Source organism: Thioalkalivibrio nitratireducens DSM 14787, assembly GCF_000321415.2.
Taxonomy (GTDB): Bacteria; Pseudomonadota; Gammaproteobacteria; order Ectothiorhodospirales; family Ectothiorhodospiraceae; genus Thioalkalivibrio; species Thioalkalivibrio nitratireducens.
This window is the reverse complement of sequence record NC_019902.2, coordinates 3101581-3119886: the sequence shown is the minus strand read 5'-3', so window position 1 is coordinate 3119886 and position 18306 is coordinate 3101581. Positions and strand designations below refer to the sequence as shown.

21 protein-coding genes are annotated in these 18306 nt (G+C 65.2%); 16 read left to right on the top strand and 5 right to left on the bottom strand.

All coding sequences use genetic code 11. The features are described 5' to 3' along the window. The first annotated feature begins 396 nt into the window (after nucleotides 1–396). Genes coxB through TVNIR_RS14275 form a run of 5 tightly spaced genes read left to right on the top strand, consistent with a single transcriptional unit; the run spans nucleotide 397 to nucleotide 4725 of the window. On the top strand, nucleotides 397–1527 hold the full coding sequence (coxB, locus tag TVNIR_RS14290; RefSeq protein ID WP_052316646.1) for a cytochrome c oxidase subunit II: 1131 nt from the start codon (nucleotides 397–399) through the stop codon (nucleotides 1525–1527). A 42-nt stretch (nucleotides 1528–1569) separates the two neighbouring features. After that, nucleotides 1570–3144, top strand: coding sequence for a cytochrome c oxidase subunit I (ctaD, locus tag TVNIR_RS14285; protein WP_015259771.1), 1575 nt, complete (start codon nucleotides 1570–1572; stop codon nucleotides 3142–3144). Between the two features lie 3 nt (nucleotides 3145–3147). Beyond that, nucleotides 3148–3270 (top strand): hypothetical protein, encoded by a 123-nt coding sequence (locus tag TVNIR_RS21060; protein ID WP_257720602.1) that lies wholly within the window; start codon nucleotides 3148–3150, stop codon nucleotides 3268–3270. Further along, nucleotides 3267–3854 (top strand): cytochrome c oxidase assembly protein, encoded by a 588-nt coding sequence (locus TVNIR_RS14280; protein ID WP_015259769.1) that lies wholly within the window; start codon nucleotides 3267–3269, stop codon nucleotides 3852–3854. The genes TVNIR_RS21060 and TVNIR_RS14280 overlap by 4 nt, the downstream gene beginning before the upstream one ends. Before the next feature lies 1 nt (nucleotide 3855). Then, on the top strand, nucleotides 3856–4725 hold the full coding sequence (locus TVNIR_RS14275; protein WP_043739789.1) for a cytochrome c oxidase subunit 3: 870 nt from the start codon (nucleotides 3856–3858) through the stop codon (nucleotides 4723–4725). Between the two features lie 115 nt (nucleotides 4726–4840). On the opposite strand, the gene TVNIR_RS14270 is transcribed toward TVNIR_RS14275, so the two are convergent. Next, nucleotides 4841–5053 (bottom strand): twin transmembrane helix small protein, encoded by a 213-nt coding sequence (locus TVNIR_RS14270; RefSeq protein WP_015259767.1) that lies wholly within the window; start codon nucleotides 5051–5053, stop codon nucleotides 4841–4843. A gap of 44 nt (nucleotides 5054–5097) precedes the next feature. On the opposite strand from TVNIR_RS14270, the gene TVNIR_RS14265 reads away from it, so the two are divergent. From TVNIR_RS14265 to cyoE, 4 genes are read left to right on the top strand one after another with little or no spacing between them, the layout of a single operon-like run. Further along, a complete protein-coding gene (locus TVNIR_RS14265) occupies nucleotides 5098–5865 on the top strand; it encodes an SURF1 family protein (RefSeq protein ID WP_015259766.1) in 768 nt (255 codons plus the stop codon). Next, the gene (locus TVNIR_RS14260) at nucleotides 5849–6475 is read left to right on the top strand and encodes an SCO family protein (RefSeq protein WP_015259765.1); all 627 of its coding nucleotides are present in this window, start codon (nucleotides 5849–5851) and stop codon (nucleotides 6473–6475) included. Before TVNIR_RS14265 ends, TVNIR_RS14260 begins: the two co-directional genes overlap by 17 nt. 2 nt (nucleotides 6476–6477) lie before the next feature. After that, entirely contained in the window at nucleotides 6478–7656 is a 1179-nt protein-coding gene (locus tag TVNIR_RS14255; RefSeq protein WP_043739787.1) for a COX15/CtaA family protein, read from the top strand. After that, nucleotides 7653–8579, top strand: a complete 927-nt coding sequence (cyoE, locus tag TVNIR_RS14250) for a heme o synthase (RefSeq protein ID WP_015259763.1) — start codon at nucleotides 7653–7655, stop codon at nucleotides 8577–8579. Before TVNIR_RS14255 ends, cyoE begins: the two co-directional genes overlap by 4 nt. A gap of 18 nt (nucleotides 8580–8597) precedes the next feature. On the opposite strand, the gene TVNIR_RS14245 is transcribed toward cyoE, so the two are convergent. Beyond that, on the bottom strand, nucleotides 8598–9629 hold the full coding sequence (locus tag TVNIR_RS14245) for a YeeE/YedE family protein (RefSeq protein WP_015259762.1): 1032 nt from the start codon (nucleotides 9627–9629) through the stop codon (nucleotides 8598–8600). Nucleotides 9630–10305: 676 nt separating this feature from the next. Here TVNIR_RS14245 and TVNIR_RS14240 point away from each other — a divergent pair. Then, nucleotides 10306–10761, top strand: a complete 456-nt coding sequence (locus TVNIR_RS14240) for a CBS domain-containing protein (protein WP_043739786.1) — start codon at nucleotides 10306–10308, stop codon at nucleotides 10759–10761. 482 nt (nucleotides 10762–11243) lie between these two features. Here TVNIR_RS14240 and TVNIR_RS14235 read toward each other — a convergent pair whose 3' ends face one another. Both TVNIR_RS14235 and TVNIR_RS14230 read right to left on the bottom strand, forming a co-directional pair. After that, nucleotides 11244–11717 (bottom strand): copper chaperone PCu(A)C, encoded by a 474-nt coding sequence (locus TVNIR_RS14235; RefSeq protein WP_015259760.1) that lies wholly within the window; start codon nucleotides 11715–11717, stop codon nucleotides 11244–11246. Beyond that, nucleotides 11714–12340, bottom strand: a complete 627-nt coding sequence (locus tag TVNIR_RS14230) for an SCO family protein (RefSeq protein ID WP_015259759.1) — start codon at nucleotides 12338–12340, stop codon at nucleotides 11714–11716. The genes TVNIR_RS14235 and TVNIR_RS14230 overlap by 4 nt, the downstream gene beginning before the upstream one ends. A 181-nt stretch (nucleotides 12341–12521) precedes the next feature. Between TVNIR_RS14230 and TVNIR_RS14225 the strand changes: the two genes are divergently transcribed. From TVNIR_RS14225 to TVNIR_RS14200, 6 genes are all read left to right on the top strand, one after another. Beyond that, complete coding sequence (locus TVNIR_RS14225) at nucleotides 12522–12845, top strand: hypothetical protein (protein WP_015259758.1); 324 nt, start codon at nucleotides 12522–12524, stop codon at nucleotides 12843–12845. 221 nt (nucleotides 12846–13066) lie between these two features. Beyond that, complete coding sequence (locus TVNIR_RS14220) at nucleotides 13067–13915, top strand: DUF2189 domain-containing protein (RefSeq protein ID WP_043739785.1); 849 nt, start codon at nucleotides 13067–13069, stop codon at nucleotides 13913–13915. A 190-nt stretch (nucleotides 13916–14105) separates the two neighbouring features. Beyond that, nucleotides 14106–14471, top strand: coding sequence for a c-type cytochrome (locus TVNIR_RS14215; protein ID WP_015259756.1), 366 nt, complete (start codon nucleotides 14106–14108; stop codon nucleotides 14469–14471). Between the two features lie 12 nt (nucleotides 14472–14483). Next, nucleotides 14484–14852, top strand: a complete 369-nt coding sequence (locus tag TVNIR_RS14210; RefSeq protein WP_211263115.1) for a c-type cytochrome — start codon at nucleotides 14484–14486, stop codon at nucleotides 14850–14852. An 837-nt stretch (nucleotides 14853–15689) separates the two neighbouring features. Continuing rightward, nucleotides 15690–16370: an acireductone synthase gene (gene mtnC / locus TVNIR_RS14205; protein WP_015259754.1), complete on the top strand. Its 681-nt coding sequence runs from the start codon at nucleotides 15690–15692 to the stop codon at nucleotides 16368–16370. Nucleotides 16371–16872: 502 nt separating this feature from the next. Next, nucleotides 16873–17334 (top strand): RT0821/Lpp0805 family surface protein, encoded by a 462-nt coding sequence (locus TVNIR_RS14200; RefSeq protein ID WP_043739784.1) that lies wholly within the window; start codon nucleotides 16873–16875, stop codon nucleotides 17332–17334. A 299-nt stretch (nucleotides 17335–17633) separates the two neighbouring features. Here TVNIR_RS14200 and TVNIR_RS14195 read toward each other — a convergent pair whose 3' ends face one another. Continuing rightward, complete coding sequence (locus TVNIR_RS14195) at nucleotides 17634–18107, bottom strand: hypothetical protein (protein WP_015259752.1); 474 nt, start codon at nucleotides 18105–18107, stop codon at nucleotides 17634–17636. Between the last annotated feature and the right edge of the window lie 199 nt (nucleotides 18108–18306).

Sequence of the window (18306 nt, the reverse complement as noted above, 5' to 3'; positions counted from 1 at the left end):
ACAGGAGGCGTGGCAGGTGTTCACGGAGAAACGGGCTGCGGCTCGGTACGTTGGCACTCTGATAACCCACTGATTTCACTCCAACGTGGGAGTTTGTTTCTCAAGAGGTTCATCGTTGGGCCGGGCGCTGCGCACCGTAATCGTGAACGGCACCCAACCAGCAACAGGTCCTCACTCCAGAGGCCTTTAACCCCACCTGCACAGTAGGTCTTGTGCTTCAGAGTTCCTGGTCTAGACTCCGGAAAAGGCCCGGACATGCCTGACAGCCGGTGCAAGCGGCGCCATTCCGACGTATCCCCACGTGGTTCGCTGGGCATGCGGCATTCGGCACCGCGGGCCGTTCGCCAGGATGAGGGCTAGCCGACGGTTTAGCGCGTCGCCGCGCAGGGGGGGCTTATGAGCTCTGGAACGACGGCCAGCACAGTTCGTGTCGGGCTGTCCGTGTGGCTTCTGGGTTTTCCCGGGGCGGCCGCGGCGAGCAATTACGGCCTGAACCTGCCGGTCGGTGTCACCGAGATCAGCAGCCGGGTGTACGGCCTGCATATGCTGGTCTTCTGGATCTGTGTGGCAATCGGCATCGTAGTCTTTTCCGCGATGTTCTATTCGATCCTCCGACACCGCAAGTCCCTGGGCGTCAAGGCTGCCCGTTTCCACGAAAATACCGCAGTGGAAGTTCTCTGGACGCTCGTTCCCCTGTCCATCCTGGTGGGCATGGCGATCCCGGCTACCCGTGTGCTGATCGCGATGGAGGACACCTCGGCGTCCGACATGACGGTGAAGGTCACGGGCTACCAGTGGAAGTGGCATTACGAGTACCTGGACGAGGAAGTGAGCTTTTTCAGCAATCTGGCCACACCCCAGGAACAGATTCTCGGTCTCGAGGAAAAGGGCGAGCATTACCTGCTCGAAGTGGACAATCCCATGGTGGTTCCGGTGGGAAAAAGGATCCGGATCCTGCTGACGGCCAGTGACGTGATTCATGCCTGGTGGGTTCCGGACCTGGCCATCAAGCGGGATGCGATCCCCGGGTTCATCAACGAGGTCTGGACCCGGATCGACGAACCCGGCGTGTTTCGCGGGCAGTGCGCGGAACTGTGCGGACGCGGCCACGCCTTCATGCCCATCGTGGTGGTCGCCAAGGACGAGGCCGGCTGGCAGGCATGGCTGGAGGAACAACGCGCCAGCAAAGCGGCCGACGAGACGCTGGCCATGGCCGACTGGAGCATGGACGACCTGATGGCCCGGGGCAGGGAAGTGCACGAGACGCACTGTGCCGCCTGTCACCAGGCAGGTGGCGAGGGCATACCGGGAGTGTTTCCCGCCATCCAGGGCAGCGCGATCGCCACGGGCGCGCTGGAGGAGCACCTCGAGATCGTGATCCGGGGCCAACCCGGCACCGCGATGGCGGCCTTCGGCCCCCAGCTGAGCGACGCGGATCTTGCGTCCGTCATCACCTACCAGCGCAATGCCTGGGGGAACGACACTGGCGATGTGGTTACGCCTGCACGGATCGGCTCGGCCCGCTAGCCGCTTCGACGCCAAGGGGTTGACGACAAGGGGATACGGTTGATGAGTGCAGTAAGTTCCGAAGTGATCCACCAGGAGGAACGTCCGCGCGGCATCACCCGCTGGCTGTTCACCACGAACCACAAGGACATCGGGACGATGTACCTGGTGTTTGCGCTGGTGATGTTCTTCGTCGGCGGCAGCATGGCGCTGGTGATCCGTACCGAACTGTTCCAGCCGGGCCTGCAACTGGTCGATCCCCAGTTTTTCAACTCGATGACCACGATGCACGCGCTGGTGATGATCTTCGGCGTGGTGATGCCGGCCTTCACAGGCCTGGCCAACTGGCAGCTCCCGCTGATGATCGGCGCGCCCGACATGGCGCTGCCCCGCATCAACAACTGGAGCTTCTGGATCCTGCCAGTCGCGTTCACCCTGCTGCTTTCTACCCTGTTCATGCCTGGGGGGGCACCGGCGGCCGGTTGGACCCTCTATCCGCCGCTGGTGCTGCAGACCGGGGACGCGTTTCCATTTCTGGTCTTCGCGCTCCACCTGATGGGGCTCTCGTCGATCATGGGCGCGATCAACATCATCGCGACGATCCTGAACATGCGGGCACCCGGCATGACGCTGATGAAGATGCCGATGTTCATCTGGACCTGGCTGATCACGGCATTTCTGCTGATCGCGGCGATGCCGGTGCTGGCGGGGGCGGTGACGATGCTGCTGACCGACAAGTATTTCCTGACCAGCTTCTTCAACGCCGCAGGCGGTGGTGACCCGGTGATGTTCCAGCACATTTTCTGGTTCTTCGGCCATCCCGAGGTGTACATTCTGATCCTGCCTGCTTTCGGCATCGTCTCGACGATCCTGCCGACGTTCGCGCGCAAGCCCTTGTTTGGCTATACGTCGATGGTGTACGCGACGGCGGCTATCGCGTTCCTGTCGTTCATCGTCTGGGCGCACCACATGTTCACGGTCGGGCTGCCGCTGGCCGGGCTGCTGTTCTTCATGTTCTCGACGATGCTGATCGCGGTCCCGACTGGGGTCAAGGTGTTCAACTGGGTGGCCACGATGTGGCGCGGGTCGATGACCTTCGAGACGCCAATGCTGTTCGCGATCGGGTTCATCGTGATGTTTACCATCGGCGGGCTCTCCGGGGTGATGCTCGCGATCACACCGGTGGATTTCCAGTATCACGACACCTATTTCGTGGTGGCGCATTTCCATTACGTGCTGGTTCCGGGTGCCGTATTCGCGATCATGGCCGGGGTCTACTACTGGCTGCCGAAGTGGACCGGCCACATGTACAACGAAACCCTGGGCAAGTGGCATTTCTGGCTGTCGACCATCTTTGTGAACGTCACGTTCTTCCCGATGCATTTTCTCGGCCTGGCCGGAATGCCCCGGCGGATCCCGGACTACGCGACGCAGTTCACCGGCTTCAACGAGATCGCAAGCATCGGCGCATTCGGCTTCGGTTTCGCGCAGTTGATCTTCCTGTACATCGTCGTCCAGGCCGTGCGCGGGGGTGCCCGGGCGAGCGACCGGGTCTGGGAGGGCGCGCAGGGGCTGGAATGGACGCTGTCGTCGCCGCCGCCCTACCACAGTTTCACGACTCCGCCGCAGGTCAGGTGACCCATGGCTGCGATGGTTGACCGGAAACGGCGTCGGCGGCGGGTGGTAGTGACCGCCGTCTTGCTGGCGCTGGTCGCCGCGGGTTTCTATGCGGGATTCATCATCAGCGTGGCCTTGCGCTCATGAAAGGGAACGACGTTTATCTCCGGCGCAGCAACCGGCGTACCGCGATCCGGCTCGGGGCGGTGGTGCTGGGCATGTTCGGATTCGGCTTCGCGCTGGTGCCACTGTATGACGTGATCTGCGAAGTCACCGGACTCAACGGCCGCAGCGCGTCGCTGACCGGGACTTCGGCCCCGGCGGTCGCGACGGTGGACACCGAGCGTACCGTGATCGTGGAGTTCGTTGCGATCCGGAACCAGGGGCTCGACTGGGGGTTCTCCCCCGCGGTGACGCAGATGGAAGTGCACCCGGGCCGGCAGTACGTGACCCACTTCGTGGCCAGCAACCGGCGCGAGGACGCCGCGGTCGGGCAGGCGGTGCCCAGCGTTTCGCCCTCGTCCGCCGCGCGCCACTTCAGCAAGACCGAGTGTTTCTGTTTCACCCGGCAGGCCTTCGGACCGCGCGAATCACGCGAGATGCCGGTGGCCTTCGTGGTGGATCCGGGGCTCCCGCCGCGCGTCGAGCGAATCACGCTCGCCTACACCCTGTTCGAACTGAAGGACACGGCGAGCGGGCCGCGTGGGCAATCCGATGAACGGGGGACATGACGTGGCACATGCACAGGGTACCTACTATGTCCCGCACGGCAGCCGCTGGCCCATCATCGGTTCGGTGGGGCTCGGCGTGCTCGTGGTGGGCATCGGGATGTCCTTCAACGGCCATATCCCGCTCGGGCCCTGGATCATGGCGGCCGGCACGGCGATCATGCTGTACATGGTGTTCGGCTGGTTCCGCACGGTGATCGGGGAGAGCCGGGCGGGCCTTTACAACGCACAGGTGGACCGCTCCTTCCGCCAGGGCATGGGCTGGTTCATCGTTTCCGAGGTGATGTTCTTCGGCGCATTTTTCGGCGCGCTGTTCTATGCCCGCGTGCTGGCGGTACCCTGGCTCGGCGGCGAAGGGGTCGGGCTGAGCACGAATATCTTCCTGTGGCCCGAGTTCGAGGCCGCCTGGCCGACCGCAGGGCCAGAAGCACTCGGCGGCGCGTTCGACACCATCGGCGCCTGGGGTATCCCGGCCGTGAATACCGCCATCCTGCTCGCCAGCGGTGCGACGATCACCTGGGCGCACTGGGGACTGAAGCGGGACAACCAGCGGCAGCTGATCTGGGGGCTTGTCGCCACCATCGTGCTGGGCGTGCTGTTCCTGGCGTTTCAGGTCTACGAATTCGGCCATGCGTACCGTGACCTGAACCTGACCCTGGCCTCGGGCATCTACGGTTCGACGTTCTACTTGCTGACCGGTTTCCACGGGCTTCACGTCACCCTCGGGGTGATCATGCTGGCCGTGATCCTGTTGCGCTCGCTGCGTGGCCATTTCTCGAGCCAGGAACACTTCGGGTTCGAAGCCGTAGCCTGGTACTGGCACTTCGTCGATGTCGTATGGCTGGTTCTGTTCGTGTTCGTGTACTGGCTGTAGGGCGATGGCAGCAGGCGGAATCGTGTCGATGCAGCAGTGCCGCACCCCGGCGCTGCAACGCGTTTTACCTGCCGCCCCCTGCGGCGACTGCACAAACCGATCGGGGATCGGTGGTTCAGCCCGCGCCGATCCCGTGGGGCTGGATGAAGCCCAGTGCCGCGCCCAGCAGCAACAGGAGAAAACAGGCGATGGAGAGTCCGATGCGCCAGGTCAGGGCCCGGACCGTGCGCGTGCGCTCATGAGTGTCGCGCACCAGGAAAAGCAGCCCGGACGCAAGGCTGCCCAGGATCAGCAGCAGCAAGGCGATCACGGTGAGCTGTATCCACATGTGTGCCTCTCTCGAGCCGCAGACAGCAGGAGTATAGCCGGGGCATGGCGCCGACCGTGGGTGTGAATCAGCGGGGCGCGGCGCGCGCTCGCTTCCTGCGATGGGTGCCGTGGGTGGCCGGTGTTGCGCTGCTGGCACTGTTCCTTGCGCTCGGCCACTGGCAGTTGCAGCGAGCGGATGAGAAAAGGGCGCTGCTGGCCGCCTTCGAGGCCGCAGCCGGGGAGCGGTACCAACCACTCGACCTGTCGGCGGACCCACTGGAGACGCTGCGCTTCCAGGCGGTGGTGGTTTCGGGACATTACCTGCGCGAGCAGCAGTTCCTGCTCGATAACCAGGTCCGGGAGGGTCGGATCGGCTATCGCGTGATTACGCCCCTGGTGCACAGCGGCAGTGGGCGGGCGGTGCTGATCGAGCGCGGCTGGATTCCGCGAAGTCCGGAGCGGGGGATGCTGCCCGACGTGAGCGAAGGTCTGAGCGCGGATCCCGTGTCGATCCGGGGCCATGTCTACGTCCCGTTTGGCGAGGGCTACCGGCTCGGTGCCATGGATGACGCCGCGACCTGGCCGCGCGTGATCCAGTATCTGGACTTCGAGGCAATGGGCGAGCGGCTGCAGCGGGACGTCGTTCCGCTGACCGTGCGCCTGGATCCGGACCAGCCATCAGGATACCTGCGCGACTGGCGCCCGGTGTTGCCGATGGGGCCCGAACGCCACCTGGCCTACGCGGTGCAATGGTTCGGTCTCGCGCTGGCGCTGGTGATCATCGCCCTCGTGTTGACCCGCCGAAGGAGGTTCCATGAATACGGTCGCTGACGACCCGCAGTCAGGGCGGGATCTGCGCAGGTGGCGCGGCCGGCTGGCGCTGATCCTGCTGGTCCTGGTCTTTGCGCTGCCGCTCGTGACTGCAAGCTGGCTCTACCACAACCCGGGGGTCTGGAAGCCGACGACCTATACCAACCATGGTCAGCTGATGGATCCCCCGCAGCCCCTCGCGCCCGTCGCGCTGGTGGACCTGCGCGGGGAGTCTTTCGGCACCGAAGCGCTTCGCGGCTATTGGACGCTGCTGTACGTTGGCGATCGCCGTTGCGGCCCTGCCTGCGACGCGGCGCTGGTGAATACGCGCCAATTGCGGCTGGCGCTCGGCCACAACATGGACCGGGTGCAACGAGTCTACCTGTCGACCGATTCGCGCAGCCTTTCCCAGCTGGCCCCGCTGCTCAAGGATCATCCCCGGCTGCAACTGGTCACCGGTGACCGGGAAGCCCTGGCTGTGGTGCTGGAACGGCTGGGCGAGGGTGCCATGGGGCAGGTCTTTCTGCTGGATCCGCTCGGCAACCTCCTGTTGCGCTACGGGCCGGAGGTGAGCGGGAGCGACATGCTGAAAGATGTGCGCAAGTTGCTTCGCAACTCGCGTATCGGGTGACCATGGACTCGCAGTCGCAGTTCTTCGTCGGAATTCGGATCGCGTTCGTGCTGACCCTGGCGGTGATCGTGCTGGGTGCCTATGTCCGCCTTTCCGATGCCGGCCTGGGCTGTCCGGACTGGCCCGGTTGTTACGGCCGGCTGCTCGCCCCGACGCAACCGGCGGTCGTCGAGCAGGCCAGCCTCGCCTTCCCGGAACGGCCGGTGGAGGTGGCGAAAGCCTGGAAGGAAATGGTGCATCGCTACGCTGCGGGGCTGCTGGGCCTGGTGATCCTGGCGCTTGCCGTTGTGGCCTGGCGCGAGCGGCACCGGCCCGGGCAGCCGGTGGTCGTACCGATCCTGTTGCTGATATTGATCGTGTTGCAATCCTTGCTGGGCATGTGGACCGTGACCCTGCAACTGAAGCCGGTCGTGGTCATGGCGCACCTGCTCGGGGGGTTCGCCACGCTGCTCCTGTTATGGCACTTGATCCTGGTGACCCGGCCTTCGCGCCGACGAGCGTCGCCAAAGCCAGACCCCGGCCGACCGCCGGCCGCGTCGGAGACCGAGCGTGAGCCTACGCGTGGATGGCTGCCGCATTTCGCCGCGCTGGGCGCGCTGGTGCTGGTTGTCCAGATCGCGCTGGGCGGCTGGACCAGCGCCAACTATGCCGCGCTAACCTGCCCGGACTTGCCGCAGTGTCAGGGACAGTGGTGGCCCGAGGCGGATTTCCGCGAGGCGTTTGTGCTCTGGAGGGGGGGGGGCCTGGACTATGAATACGGCTTACTGGATACACCGGCACGCACCGCGATCCACGTGTCTCACCGAATCGGCGCGGTGACCACCCTGCTGCTGCTCGGCGGACTTGCTGTATTCATCCTGTGGCGCGGCGATCGCCGCTTACGTGCGCTGGCCGGGGGGACCCTGGCGTTCCTGCTCTTGCAGGCGGGCCTCGGGGTCTCGAACGTGCTGTTCCAGCTGCCGCTGCCGGTCGCTGTTGCCCATAACGCGGTGGCGGCGCTGCTGCTGCTCGCCGTGTTCACCCTGTGGCGCGCGCTGAACCGGACCGATCCCGTTGCCGCGCAAACAACCATGGCCGCACTGACCGGATCGGGCCGGGAGCATCGGATGGGACTGAGCGGACCCGGGCTGGAACACGGCAGTGTACTGCGACGCAGACGATGGAGGAGGTGGACGGAATGACCCTCAAGGCGCTCACCGTGACCGTGCAGCACGGCCTGCTGGGGCACTGGCGGGACTACCTCGCGCTGTGCAAGCCGAAGGTGGTCGCCGTGATGCTGTTCACGGCTTGGGTCGGCATGCTGCTCGCCGCGCCGGGCTCGGTGCCCTGGCAGGCGCTGGTGTTCGGAACTCTCGGAATCGGCCTGATGGCTGGTTCGGCCGCCGCCCTGAACCACGTGTTGGATCGCCACGCCGATGCGCTGATGGACCGCACCCGCGGGCGCCCGCTGCCATCCGGTCACCTGGGCATGGAGCACGGTCTGGTGTTCGCAGGCGTGATCGGGCTCTCGGGTTTCCTGATCCTGGTCCTGCTGGTCAACGGCGTGACCGCGACGCTGACTCTGTTCTCGCTCGTCGGTTATGCAGTGGTTTATACCGTGTTCCTGAAGCGCGCGACGCCCCAGAATATCGTGATCGGGGGAGCCGCCGGGGCGATGCCGCCATTGCTGGGTTGGACGGCGGTGACCGGGCAGGTGGAACCGTTGGCGCTTGTGCTGTTTCTGATCGTGTTCACGTGGACTCCGCCCCATTTCTGGGCGCTGGCGATCTACCGGAAGGACGACTACGCGCGTGTCGGCATCCCGATGCTGCCGGTTACCCACGGTGAGGACTTCACCCGCCTGCAGATCCTGCTGTACACCGTGCTGCTACTGGCAGTGACCCTGTTGCCTGCGGGGATGGGCATCAGCGGTTGGCTGTACCTGTTGGCGGCCCTCGTGCTCGGGGGGGGCTTTCTATATCACGCCGTGATGCTGCTCGTCACCCGCAGCCACCAGCGGGCCATCCGTACCTTTCTGTATTCCATCTTCTACCTGTTGGCGCTCTTCGCGGCTCTGCTCGCCGACCGCTACCTGGGTTTCTGGTTCGCCGTGCTCAGCCAGTGATCCAGGAGCGCTTCGGGTTCAGCGGTCGCGCCACTGCAGCCAGGCCAGCGTCAGGCGCATCCCGGCAATGATCCCGGCTACCGCGATGACGGCCTGAAGTGAAAGTGTCGAGAGCCCGCTCAACCCGTGGCCGATGTTGCAGCCACCGGCGAGAATCGCGCCGACACCCATCAGCATACCGCCGAACGTGAACGCCCCCACCCGGGATGCGTCGGGCATCACCCAATGGAATTCTCTGCCCGCCAGGGCCGAGGCCAGCGCGCCGAGTAGCACCCCGGGTATCAGGAACAATCCGAAGTACGTTCCCGTAGTGATCTGCGCGGTGACGTAGAGACTGGCGCGCGCCAAGGGTCCCGAGAATGTCAGTGACAGCGGTGGCGTCGGTTCGAATTCGTCATGGGCGAAATATCCCGTCAGCCACCACCCGGCCGCGACCAGCAGCCCGATTACCGCCCCGGACACGATCATCCAGGCGCTCCGGGTCCGTCGCCCGGTCAACAGCACCAGCAGCGTGACCAGCACCACGACCGCTGCAATGATCCACCATGGCGGAATCTGCAGCAGCGCCGCAACCGAGGCGTCGTCCGTGGCCAGCGGGACGGCAGACTGGCGGATCCAGGCGCGTACCGGTTGCAGCACCCCGAACAGGGTGACCATCGCGGCGATTGCAAATGCGATCAGGGCGATCAGCGAACCCAGATTCCCCTCGGCCGACCGGACAAGCGTGCGCCCGGCACAACCGCCCGCGAGCATCGCCCCGACACCGAAGATGACTCCTCCTGAGGCGGCCGCAACCCAGTCCAGGGTGCCGATACGGAAACCCGATTCCCCGATCGGGATGGCGAATCCCAGTTCCAGCACCTGGGTACCGACCAGCGCCACCGTGATCGCCACCAGGTACGCATGTGCTTGCCGATAGTCACGCATCAGGACCCAGTTGCTGATCGCGGCCACCATGCAGAACTTCGAACGCTGCGCCACGATTCCGAACGCCACTCCGATGACCAGGGCACCCACCGCCAGGCGGAGCTGAAGCGCTTCCTCGACCATGTCCCACCTCATCTACCGCGTTGTGTACGGCGGCAGTTGCCGTTCCTGAACCAAGACCGATCAATGGGACTGCCGCGGTAACCGGACTTCTTTATCCTGCTGGCGGCAGACGATGCAGGTTTCGTGCTCCGCATGCTCCGGAGGGTTGCCGGCGAGGGGGCTCGTTCCGAGTGGCGTCATGCACCATTGCATGCGGATATGGGCATCCCGGGTGCGCTGCTGCGCGGTGCGCCACTAGGGGGCGTTCAACGTATCGCCCTCGAGTTTCGCGAGGAGGAAGCGACCGCCCAGCATTTTGCGCCGCGTTCCCAGCGGCCGGATCTCCGCCGGCCCCGCCGTCAAAAGGTCGGCTTATCGGGTTGAACAAAACAATTCCTATTAACGACACCACTCTCACCGTCTATGAATTGAAGTGTAGACAGCGAAGCCTTGCGGTCAAGGACGCCAGCGTTCGACTGGAGGGAGCGATAGACGTCCCCGGGCGAATGGCCCAGGGCGTAACGGTGTGTCCGCCGTGTCGGGTTGCCGCCATCCGAAAATTGGCGGCGTCAGCTTCGACACGACGCCATCGGCCATCATCGGCGACACAGAGCCACAGCGGGCCCGGTATCGCAAGCGGCGAGCGGTCACGTGCAGATTTGCGCAGAGCCGCCGCAGTCGGGCCGGAGGTTATGAGATGATTATTGGCGAATTCACCTTGAGAAACGTGGCCGCGATCGGGCCGCGCAGTTCGTTACGAGAAGCGGGCGCGCTTCTGGCCAGATCCGATGCGCCGGCGCTTGTGGTCGTTGAGAGTGGGAAGTTGATCGGCACCGTCAGCGAACGCGACCTTGCCCGGCAGGGTATGGGGGGGGGATTCGATCCTGACGAGGCCACCGTGTTCATGCTGTGCGATCCTCATCCAGCGGTCTGCTTCGTGGACGCGAAACTCGCGTCGGCACTGGCGTTGATGCGAAACCGCAATCAGCATTGGTTACTGGTACTCGACCGGGCCGGGCAGGTGGCGGGTATGCTCTCGATGACCCGGTTACTCAGTATGTTGGAAACGCTCGTGCCGGAGGAAAGCACCGGCCCGGAGCCGGAGTACGTTCGCCGTGTGCGCGGCGACAGTTGTGAAAACGGTTGGCTGTAACCGAGGTTTCCGCCCGCTTCGGCCGATTCCGCTGTGGACTGCCTGCCGCCACGCGCCTCGGGAGTGGATTGCAATCCCCTGCGCAGGCCGTGCCGGCTGGCACCAGCGCCGGATCGTGCGGTTCGGCCCCGACAAGCGCCGTGAGATGGCCGATCCATGGGTGCGATCCGCTTCTGCGGGTGAGTGTCACTGGTGGGCCATGCGGAAAGTTCGGTGCCTATGGAGCACGGCCAGACGCGCCGGAGCAAGGCGGGCACGCGCAGAAATAGCCATCGTATTTCAAACTGGCCCTACGTAGCGCCTGTGTGCCTGGTGAAGCGATCCGGTGATGAACTTGCCGCATGGCTCACTAGGGAAACGATGAAGAATCCGTCATCGCGAGGAGCGAAGCGACGTGGCGATCCATAAGATATTGATTTCGAGAATTCCGTTTGGATTGCTACGTTTCGCCTGCAATGACGAGCGCATGAACCAGCGTTCCCCTAGTGATGGTGCTGGTGACCCGGTGCGCCCCGTTGGACACGAGGCTGCACCTGCAGTACCAGCGACCGCGCCGACCCGTCATCGAACTCCAGGTGAAGCTCGACCTCCTGCCCGCTTTCCAGACGAGTCGCAGGATCGATCAGCATCAGATGGTCGGCTCCGGGCTGCATGACCAGTCGGCCACCGGCCGGAATCTCGATGCGCACAAGGGCCTCCATGCGTGCGATCCCGTCCACGATGACCGTGCGATGCATTTCGACCCGCGAGAATTGCGGGCTCGATACCCTGACCAGGGAACGGCTCCCGATGCCCCGGTTTTCCAGGGTCAGATACCCCGCGAGGATGCGCGAGCCAGGGGGTGGCTCTGCAATCCAGCCATCGATCAGCCGCAGCTCGCCCTGCACGTTGCCTGCCGTCAACATCAGTGCGAGCAGCAGCCATGCCCACCCGCGCCGGGGAGGTGCCGCGGTCATGCGCGGGCCTGCATGAAATCGAGCATCGCACGAAGGCGTTCCGCCAGGCCGGCCGGGTCGTGCGGGCCGGTCAGGATTCCCGCGAGTTCGGCCCCGGGGCTGATCAGGAAAATCGCGGAGCTGTGGTGGATCAGATAATCCCCGTGGGCATCCGGCTCCTCCATCATATACACCGCGCCGAGGGCCCGGGTCAGAAGTTCGAGTTGTGCGGGGTCACCCGTGAGCCCGACGAAGTCGTCGTTGAAATGACCCAGGTATTCGCGAAGCCGCTGCGGCGAGTCCCGTTCCGGGTCCACGCTGACGAAAACCGTCTGCATCCGGGAGAGCCGCGCATCCTCCTGCACGCGCCGGTGCATCTGGTTCAGCTGTGCCAGGGTCATTGGACAGATGTCCGGACACGAGGTGTAACCGACGAACACGAGCGACCAGGCCCCCTGAAAATCGTAGGTACCGAAAGACTGCCCGCCGTCGCTGACGAGTTCCAGCGCAGGCAGGGCGCGCACCTGAGGCCACAGCAGGCCTTCCGGGCGTTCGGCATCGGGAGTGGTGCCGGTGGATCTGCTGACGACGAGCCCGCCCAGCCCGGCACCAAACGCCGCCGTTCCGGCCAGCACCATCAGCATCCGACGCCGGTTTCTGTTTGCCGCCCACAGGTTCGCCATTGCGTCGAAGTATAGACGGGGGAACGCGGGCACGCTGCCCACGGGGATGGAGCCAGGGTACGGGCTGCCCCGGGCTGTTCGGGGGGAGGGATGGCGTCCCGTGTATCATGGCCTCACGTCCGTGAATGTCGGGGCACTTTGGATGATGCATTGGCTACAGAGTCTGGGCGTGCTGCGGTCGTTGCTGCTGCTCGCCGCAGCATTCGTCATGCTCGTCGCCCCTCTCGCCTATGATGGTGTTCACCTGCACGATTGGCGTCTGCTGCCGTCGGTGGTCGCACCGGCCGTGATGATGGTCCTGGTCTTCGTGATCCTTCTCGACATGCTGATGTCGCGGGTTTTCATGGCCGATGCCGATGGGGAGGACCGGGCGCGCCTGGCGGCCGTGATCTGGACCGAGGCGGTGGTTCTCGTGGCAATGATCGTCGCGTGGAGCCCGTTCCTGGTTCGCATCTTCTGGTATTGACCGTGCTGCCGGAGACCGATCCCGGCGGCCGCTGTCCGAAGGGTGCTGTCGGGATGATGCAACCGGTGAATGGTGGACCTGCCGCACTGCGCAAGGGTGTTCGACGAGGTGACGGCGTGGCCGTCGCACGGATGAGAGGGTGATCGCAGGAAAACTGCCGAGTGATCTGCTAGGTTTAACGAGAGTGGGCCTGCAGCTGCGCTTGAGCGCGAGGAGATGCCATGGTGGACGATCTGATCAAGCGCCGCTATCCGGAAGATCTCGGGGAGATCCGGCCACGTCAGACCCTGGATACCGGAACGCCGCCCGTCCGCCAGATCTCCGCTCGGCATCCCTTGAAATGGCTGGCAGCCGGGTGGCGCGACATCTGGCGGGCGCCCGCATCCCTGCTACACGGCCTGTTCGTAACGGTCGTCGGGTTGGCGATCCTCTGGTACACCTGGGACCAGCCGTGGCTGGCCATGGCGGCGATATCGGGGTTTCTGCTGGTGGGGCCGGCACTGGCCGTGGGCGTGAATGAGCTGGCCCGCCGTCTGGAGCACGGAGGCCGTCAGGGTCTGGGCATCGGACAATGCCTGGCCGCGATACCGGCCCTTGGTGGATCGTTGTGGTTATTCGCTGTATTGCTCGCCGGCCTGTTCATCGTCTGGGCAGGATTCATGACCCTCTGGATCGGGGTGATGAACGTCGGCGATCTCGGCGTGCCGGCGAACCTGGGCGAGTTGCTCGGCGCGATGCTGGGTAGCGCGCGAGGAATCCTTTCCCTGATCGGCGTGGTCGTCGCCGGCGGAGTGCTGGCCTTGGTTGCCTTCGCCGTAGGTGTCGTCACGGTGCCCGCGATGCTGGATCGCCGCGTGGGGGTGGTCGATGCCATCGCGATCAGCCTGAAGGCGTTCGCCCGGAATCGGGTGCCGATGCTCGTGTGGGCCGCATTGATTACCGCATTGTTTGGCCTCTCGGTCCTGACCGCCCTGATCGCGCTGATCGTGGTCTTCCCCTGGCTGGGGTTTGCGATGTGGCACGGGTACCGCGATGTGGTGGTGGCGGACGAGGGTGCTGAAGCCGGCTAGTGGGCCAGGCCAGCTGCGCACGCCGGACGCGACGAAGCAAGGTGCGCAAGCGAAGGAACGTTCAAATCGTTACCCGTGGGTCCGACGCGGTACCCGTGTATCTCTGCTGAAGCGATTCAGCACCGAAGGTTCTGCAGATTTCACTTGCGACCTGCTCGTGAACAACGCAAATGTCAATCGGTGGCCGGAGATGTGCCCTGAACCGTCATCCGTAAGGCCCTGTGCCGGATCGAAGACGATCCGGCGAGTGATTGCCGTTGGCCTGACCGTCTGCCTGGGCGGCACGATACAGGCCGCAGGTGATGTCGAAGCGGGGCGCATGAAGGCCGACGCCTGTCTCGGCTGCCACGGGATCGCCACCTACCAGAATGTCTACCCGACCTACCATGTGCCCAAACTGGGTGGCCAGAGCGCGGCCTATATCGTCGCAGCCCTTCGGGCCTACAAGGCGCAGGATCGCCAACACCCCACCATGCACAGCCAGGCCCACGACCTGAGCGACGAGGACATGGCGGATATTGCAGCCTATTTTTCCAGCCTGGCGCAGGTCGAATAGGGGGTGGCGACCGTGAAATGGTCAGAGTGCGCGTTGGTGCTACTGCTCGGCCTCGGCAGCACGATGGCCATTGCAAGTCCGGCGGAGAGGGGGGAGGCCGTCCATCGGGAAAAGGGCTGTGATGCCTGCCACGGCGAACGCGGCGCGAGTGTCGCCCCGGATCAGTTCCCGCATCTCTCCGGGCAGTACGCCAGCTATCTCGAACATGCGCTGAGGGGCTACCGGGATGGCAGCCGGCGGCACGCGGTGATGAACCAGATGGCGGCGGACCTCAGTGACCGCGAGATCCGTGAGCTTGCCGCCTTTTATGCCGCGCAAAGCGGCCTTGTGACCGCGCCGCGTGGCCACCCGCGGCGGGACCAACGCTCGACGACCCGCTGACCACTGCCCGGCATCGCGTTTCGAACCCAGGTGTGATTCGGTGGGCGTTCTCTGGCCCGGTTCGTTACGCGCGGGCCGACGTTCCCCGCAAGCCGTAGCGAAACCTCTGGCCACGCACTCGCGCGCCTGTCGGCCGGATTGATTCACCTCGGGGCGCGCACGGACTGTCAACATCGCGCGACCGCAAATCCGGACCTCCGGTACCGGTGGAGCGTTGTGCCCCAATCACGAGGGGGGAGCGCCCAGCCGGTCTTCGGCATCGACCAACGATGGGGTTATACTTCGCCACCCGCGCGGCTGCCGTAAGCGTGATGTGACACACCCCGCCGCCGCCATCCCGGCGCCGGGTAGGACGGAACCGTGTAGCGGCGTTTGTTGCGCCCCGACGCCTGCGGCACCCCTGGCGTGGGAATGGCGGATCACGGCCTTCGGCCTCTTCAGCCCTCGGCGCCTTTCATCGTCGGCGCTGATGCCCGGGCATCATGGAAGTCGACGCCCAAAAGCAGCCACGGAAGGAAGCGGATAGCACGGAAAATAAAGGGGATGCAAAACCATTTCGGTGTGCTCCCGTTACATCCGCGGACCGTTTCCATCCGTGTTCGGGGTGCCGCTGGCTCGAGGACAGGACAGTGAACGCGAGAAGCGCGCAGCGTCCACATCGGGCGCGCTGCGCGCTTGCGGGACCACATCCGCCGGGAGCGGAATTCGGACCGTCGACGGCGGGCCCGAAGGGGAAGGGCAGGACGCCTGGAGCGCAGGGATGGGAGACGGAACGATCCCGGCGCTGTGCGACCGGATCGCCATGATTGTCAATGCGACACGAAACGAGGCCGTGCCATGCTCAAACCCGTCGACTGCGTGGTGATGGACATCGAGGGAACCACCACGGCCATCGAGTTCGTTACCCGGACTCTCTACCCGTATGCCCGCGCGCGTATGCCCGACTTCATCCGGCGCCGGCGCGGCGAACCCGAGGTCGCGGCGATCATGGACGAGGTCCGGCAGATCGCGAACGTGTGGAACGACGAGGCGGTGGTGACCTGTCTCTGCGGCTGGATGGATGCCGATCGCAAAGTCACCCCACTCAAGACCCTGCAGGGGCTGATCTGGGAGGAAGGCTATCGCCGCGGCGACCTGGTCAGCCACCTCTACCCGGACGTCCTGTCGGCGTTGCGCGCCTGGCATGCACGCGGGATCCGGCTCTACATTTACTCCTCCGGCTCGGTCCTCGCGCAGCGCCTGATCTACGGTCATACCGTGGACGGTGATCTCGGCCCGCTGCTCTCCGGCTACTTCGACACGCGGGTCGGGCACAAGCGCGAGACGGGATCGTACCGGCGCATCGCCGATGCCATCGGCACTCGGCCGCAACGAATCCTGTTCCTGTCGGACGTCCGTGAAGAACTCGATGCCGCCCGTGACGCCGGTTACCAGACCCTCTGGCTGGTGCGGTCGGGGCTGCCGGCGCTGGCTGCGGCCCATCGGCGTGCTGCGCGCTTCGACCAGATCCCGCTCTGACGGGGCTGCACCAAAGTCGAATCCGGTTGGGCCGCGGCAGAGAGCAGGGGCATGCGGTCCGAGGGTCCAGGGGTGGATCGGGTGACGCCTGAGTGATAAGTGCCACGACATCGTGGACTACTTTTTGTGCTACGGCATCGTAGCTACATGCCCTGGAAAAAATCCGCGCTGCCGCTATTCATGCTCCAGGGTGCGGCCCTCGCGATCTTCCTCGACCGGCGTCGGGTCCGAGGGAGGAAACCGCCTTCCTGACCTGATCCCCGGTTCTTTCGGGTCAGCGAATGGCTGCACGTCGGCTCCAGCCGGCGCTCACCGCCCGAGATGGCCGTGCCCCGATGCCGTGCGGCAAGACGCGCAGCCGGGGCGGACGATGCAGCGAGGAACATGCGTATCCCGAGCCGGTGGGTGGGTCGACATTGCCGCAGCGGGCGCGGACATGGGGCGTGGTTCTGATCTATAACCTTGTGAGGCAGACATTGGTCCAGTCGATGGAGGTCGTTCGATGCAAGGCAAGATTTTCGCCTCCCTCCTGTTGGCCGCGGGTGTCGGCTTGCCCGGCTGCGCCACGTATCAGGTGCCTCAGGAACAGGTGGGTATGGTGATCGGCGGTGTGTTGGGTGGTGTGCTCGGCCGACAAATCGGTGCGGGCACTGGGCGCGACGCGGCGATCATTGCAGGTACGCTGGCGGGCGCGGCCATCGGTGGCGCGGTCGGCCGGACCATGGATGATATGGACCGGCTCAGGACCGCGCAGACGCTGGAAAGCGTCCGCACGGGCGTATCGACTGCCTGGGTCAACCCGGACTCGGGGGTTCAGTACCAGGTCACCCCTACGCGGACCTTTGAAGCCGCTACGGGTCCGTGTCGGGAATACACGGTCGATGCGATGATCGGCGGACGTGTCGAACAGGTCTACGGCACCGCCTGCCGCCAGCCCGATGGTAGCTGGCGCGTACTCGAGTGAAGCGGCAGCCCCGCAGCCAGGGAGCCGGGTCGTGGCCACGCTGGTTCCTTCGCTGAACACCGTCTGCCGCGGATGACAGGGGACGCGAAGTGCGTTTCGCGCAGCGCCAGAAACGGTACCTCGAGGACGACTGCCTGTGCTGGTACGACGCGCTGCCGGGCCTCGTGCGGGTGATGGATCGGCAGCAGGAACAGCTGGCCCGCAGTCTGGGTACCGGGCATCGGATCGTATGGTTGCGGAGCCTGCGTTGGCTGCCGGGCGGCCCGACTGCAGCAGGATCCGCGACGGCTGCCGCGGGATCAGGGGGTGGCTGCCGGCATCAGCCAGAGCGTCAACGAGAGCAGGGTTGCCGTCAGGCTGACGCCGAAGATGGGCAGCATCATCAGGCCCGCAAGCGGTTCGCGCTGAACAAGCCGAATCCCCAGCGCCAGGAGGCTCGCCGCCCACGCGGCCGCCGCGAGAATGCTCAGGGCATGCAGCCCGCCCAGCCAGAGCAGCATCAGCGCCAGCGGCAGGCCGAGGTTCAGCGTGGCCAGTCCCACCTCCTGCGAGCCGGCGGCGCGGCCGGCCGAAAGCGCGTAGGCGTAGGCCGCCCAGACCATCAGCATCCCGAAGCCGAATGCACCGGCTGCCGGTGCACTGAGTGGGGCTCGCAGCACTGCCGCACCATGGGGCTCAAGGCCCAGCCCGAGTGCGATGATCGCGACTGCGACCCCGAGGCTGAGAATCATCCAGAACCAGAGGGTGCCGCGCTGAATGGTGGGTTCGGTCACAGGCCTTCCCGTTTCGATGGAATGGGGGGCGAGCGCCCGGCAGACGGCCGGGGCTCGGTTCTCAGCAGAAGACCGCGTCGGCGCGGGTTGGTTCGCAGGGGCTGGGGGCTGGCGCGGCGGAGGCCGCTCGCACGAAGCACACGATGCCTGTCCGCGAAATCCGGTTTTCCCTGGCGTGCCAGACACCCGTGGGCAGAAC

Excerpts from the sequence above, each read along its gene's own strand:
- coxB (WP_052316646.1), top strand. The coding sequence starts at position 397 with ATGAGCTCTGGAACGACGGCCAGCACAGTTCGTGTCGGGCTGTCCGTG.
- ctaD (WP_015259771.1), top strand. The coding sequence starts at position 1,570 with ATGAGTGCAGTAAGTTCCGAAGTGATCCACCAGGAGGAACGTCCGCGC.
- TVNIR_RS21060 (WP_257720602.1), top strand. The coding sequence starts at position 3,148 with ATGGCTGCGATGGTTGACCGGAAACGGCGTCGGCGGCGGGTGGTAGTG.
- TVNIR_RS14280 (WP_015259769.1), top strand. The coding sequence starts at position 3,267 with ATGAAAGGGAACGACGTTTATCTCCGGCGCAGCAACCGGCGTACCGCG.
- TVNIR_RS14270 (WP_015259767.1), bottom strand. The coding sequence starts at position 5,053 with ATGTGGATACAGCTCACCGTGATCGCCTTGCTGCTGCTGATCCTGGGC.
- TVNIR_RS14265 (WP_015259766.1), top strand. The coding sequence starts at position 5,098 with ATGGCGCCGACCGTGGGTGTGAATCAGCGGGGCGCGGCGCGCGCTCGC.
- TVNIR_RS14260 (WP_015259765.1), top strand. The coding sequence starts at position 5,849 with ATGAATACGGTCGCTGACGACCCGCAGTCAGGGCGGGATCTGCGCAGG.
- TVNIR_RS14255 (WP_043739787.1), top strand. The coding sequence starts at position 6,478 with ATGGACTCGCAGTCGCAGTTCTTCGTCGGAATTCGGATCGCGTTCGTG.
- cyoE (WP_015259763.1), top strand. The coding sequence starts at position 7,653 with ATGACCCTCAAGGCGCTCACCGTGACCGTGCAGCACGGCCTGCTGGGG.
- TVNIR_RS14245 (WP_015259762.1), bottom strand. The coding sequence starts at position 9,629 with ATGGTCGAGGAAGCGCTTCAGCTCCGCCTGGCGGTGGGTGCCCTGGTC.
- TVNIR_RS14240 (WP_043739786.1), top strand. The coding sequence starts at position 10,306 with ATGATTATTGGCGAATTCACCTTGAGAAACGTGGCCGCGATCGGGCCG.
- TVNIR_RS14235 (WP_015259760.1), bottom strand. The coding sequence starts at position 11,717 with ATGACCGCGGCACCTCCCCGGCGCGGGTGGGCATGGCTGCTGCTCGCA.
- TVNIR_RS14230 (WP_015259759.1), bottom strand. The coding sequence starts at position 12,340 with ATGCTGATGGTGCTGGCCGGAACGGCGGCGTTTGGTGCCGGGCTGGGC.
- TVNIR_RS14225 (WP_015259758.1), top strand. The coding sequence starts at position 12,522 with ATGATGCATTGGCTACAGAGTCTGGGCGTGCTGCGGTCGTTGCTGCTG.
- TVNIR_RS14220 (WP_043739785.1), top strand. The coding sequence starts at position 13,067 with ATGGTGGACGATCTGATCAAGCGCCGCTATCCGGAAGATCTCGGGGAG.
- TVNIR_RS14215 (WP_015259756.1), top strand. The coding sequence starts at position 14,106 with ATGTGCCCTGAACCGTCATCCGTAAGGCCCTGTGCCGGATCGAAGACG.
- mtnC (WP_015259754.1), top strand. The coding sequence starts at position 15,690 with ATGCTCAAACCCGTCGACTGCGTGGTGATGGACATCGAGGGAACCACC.
- TVNIR_RS14200 (WP_043739784.1), top strand. The coding sequence starts at position 16,873 with ATGCAAGGCAAGATTTTCGCCTCCCTCCTGTTGGCCGCGGGTGTCGGC.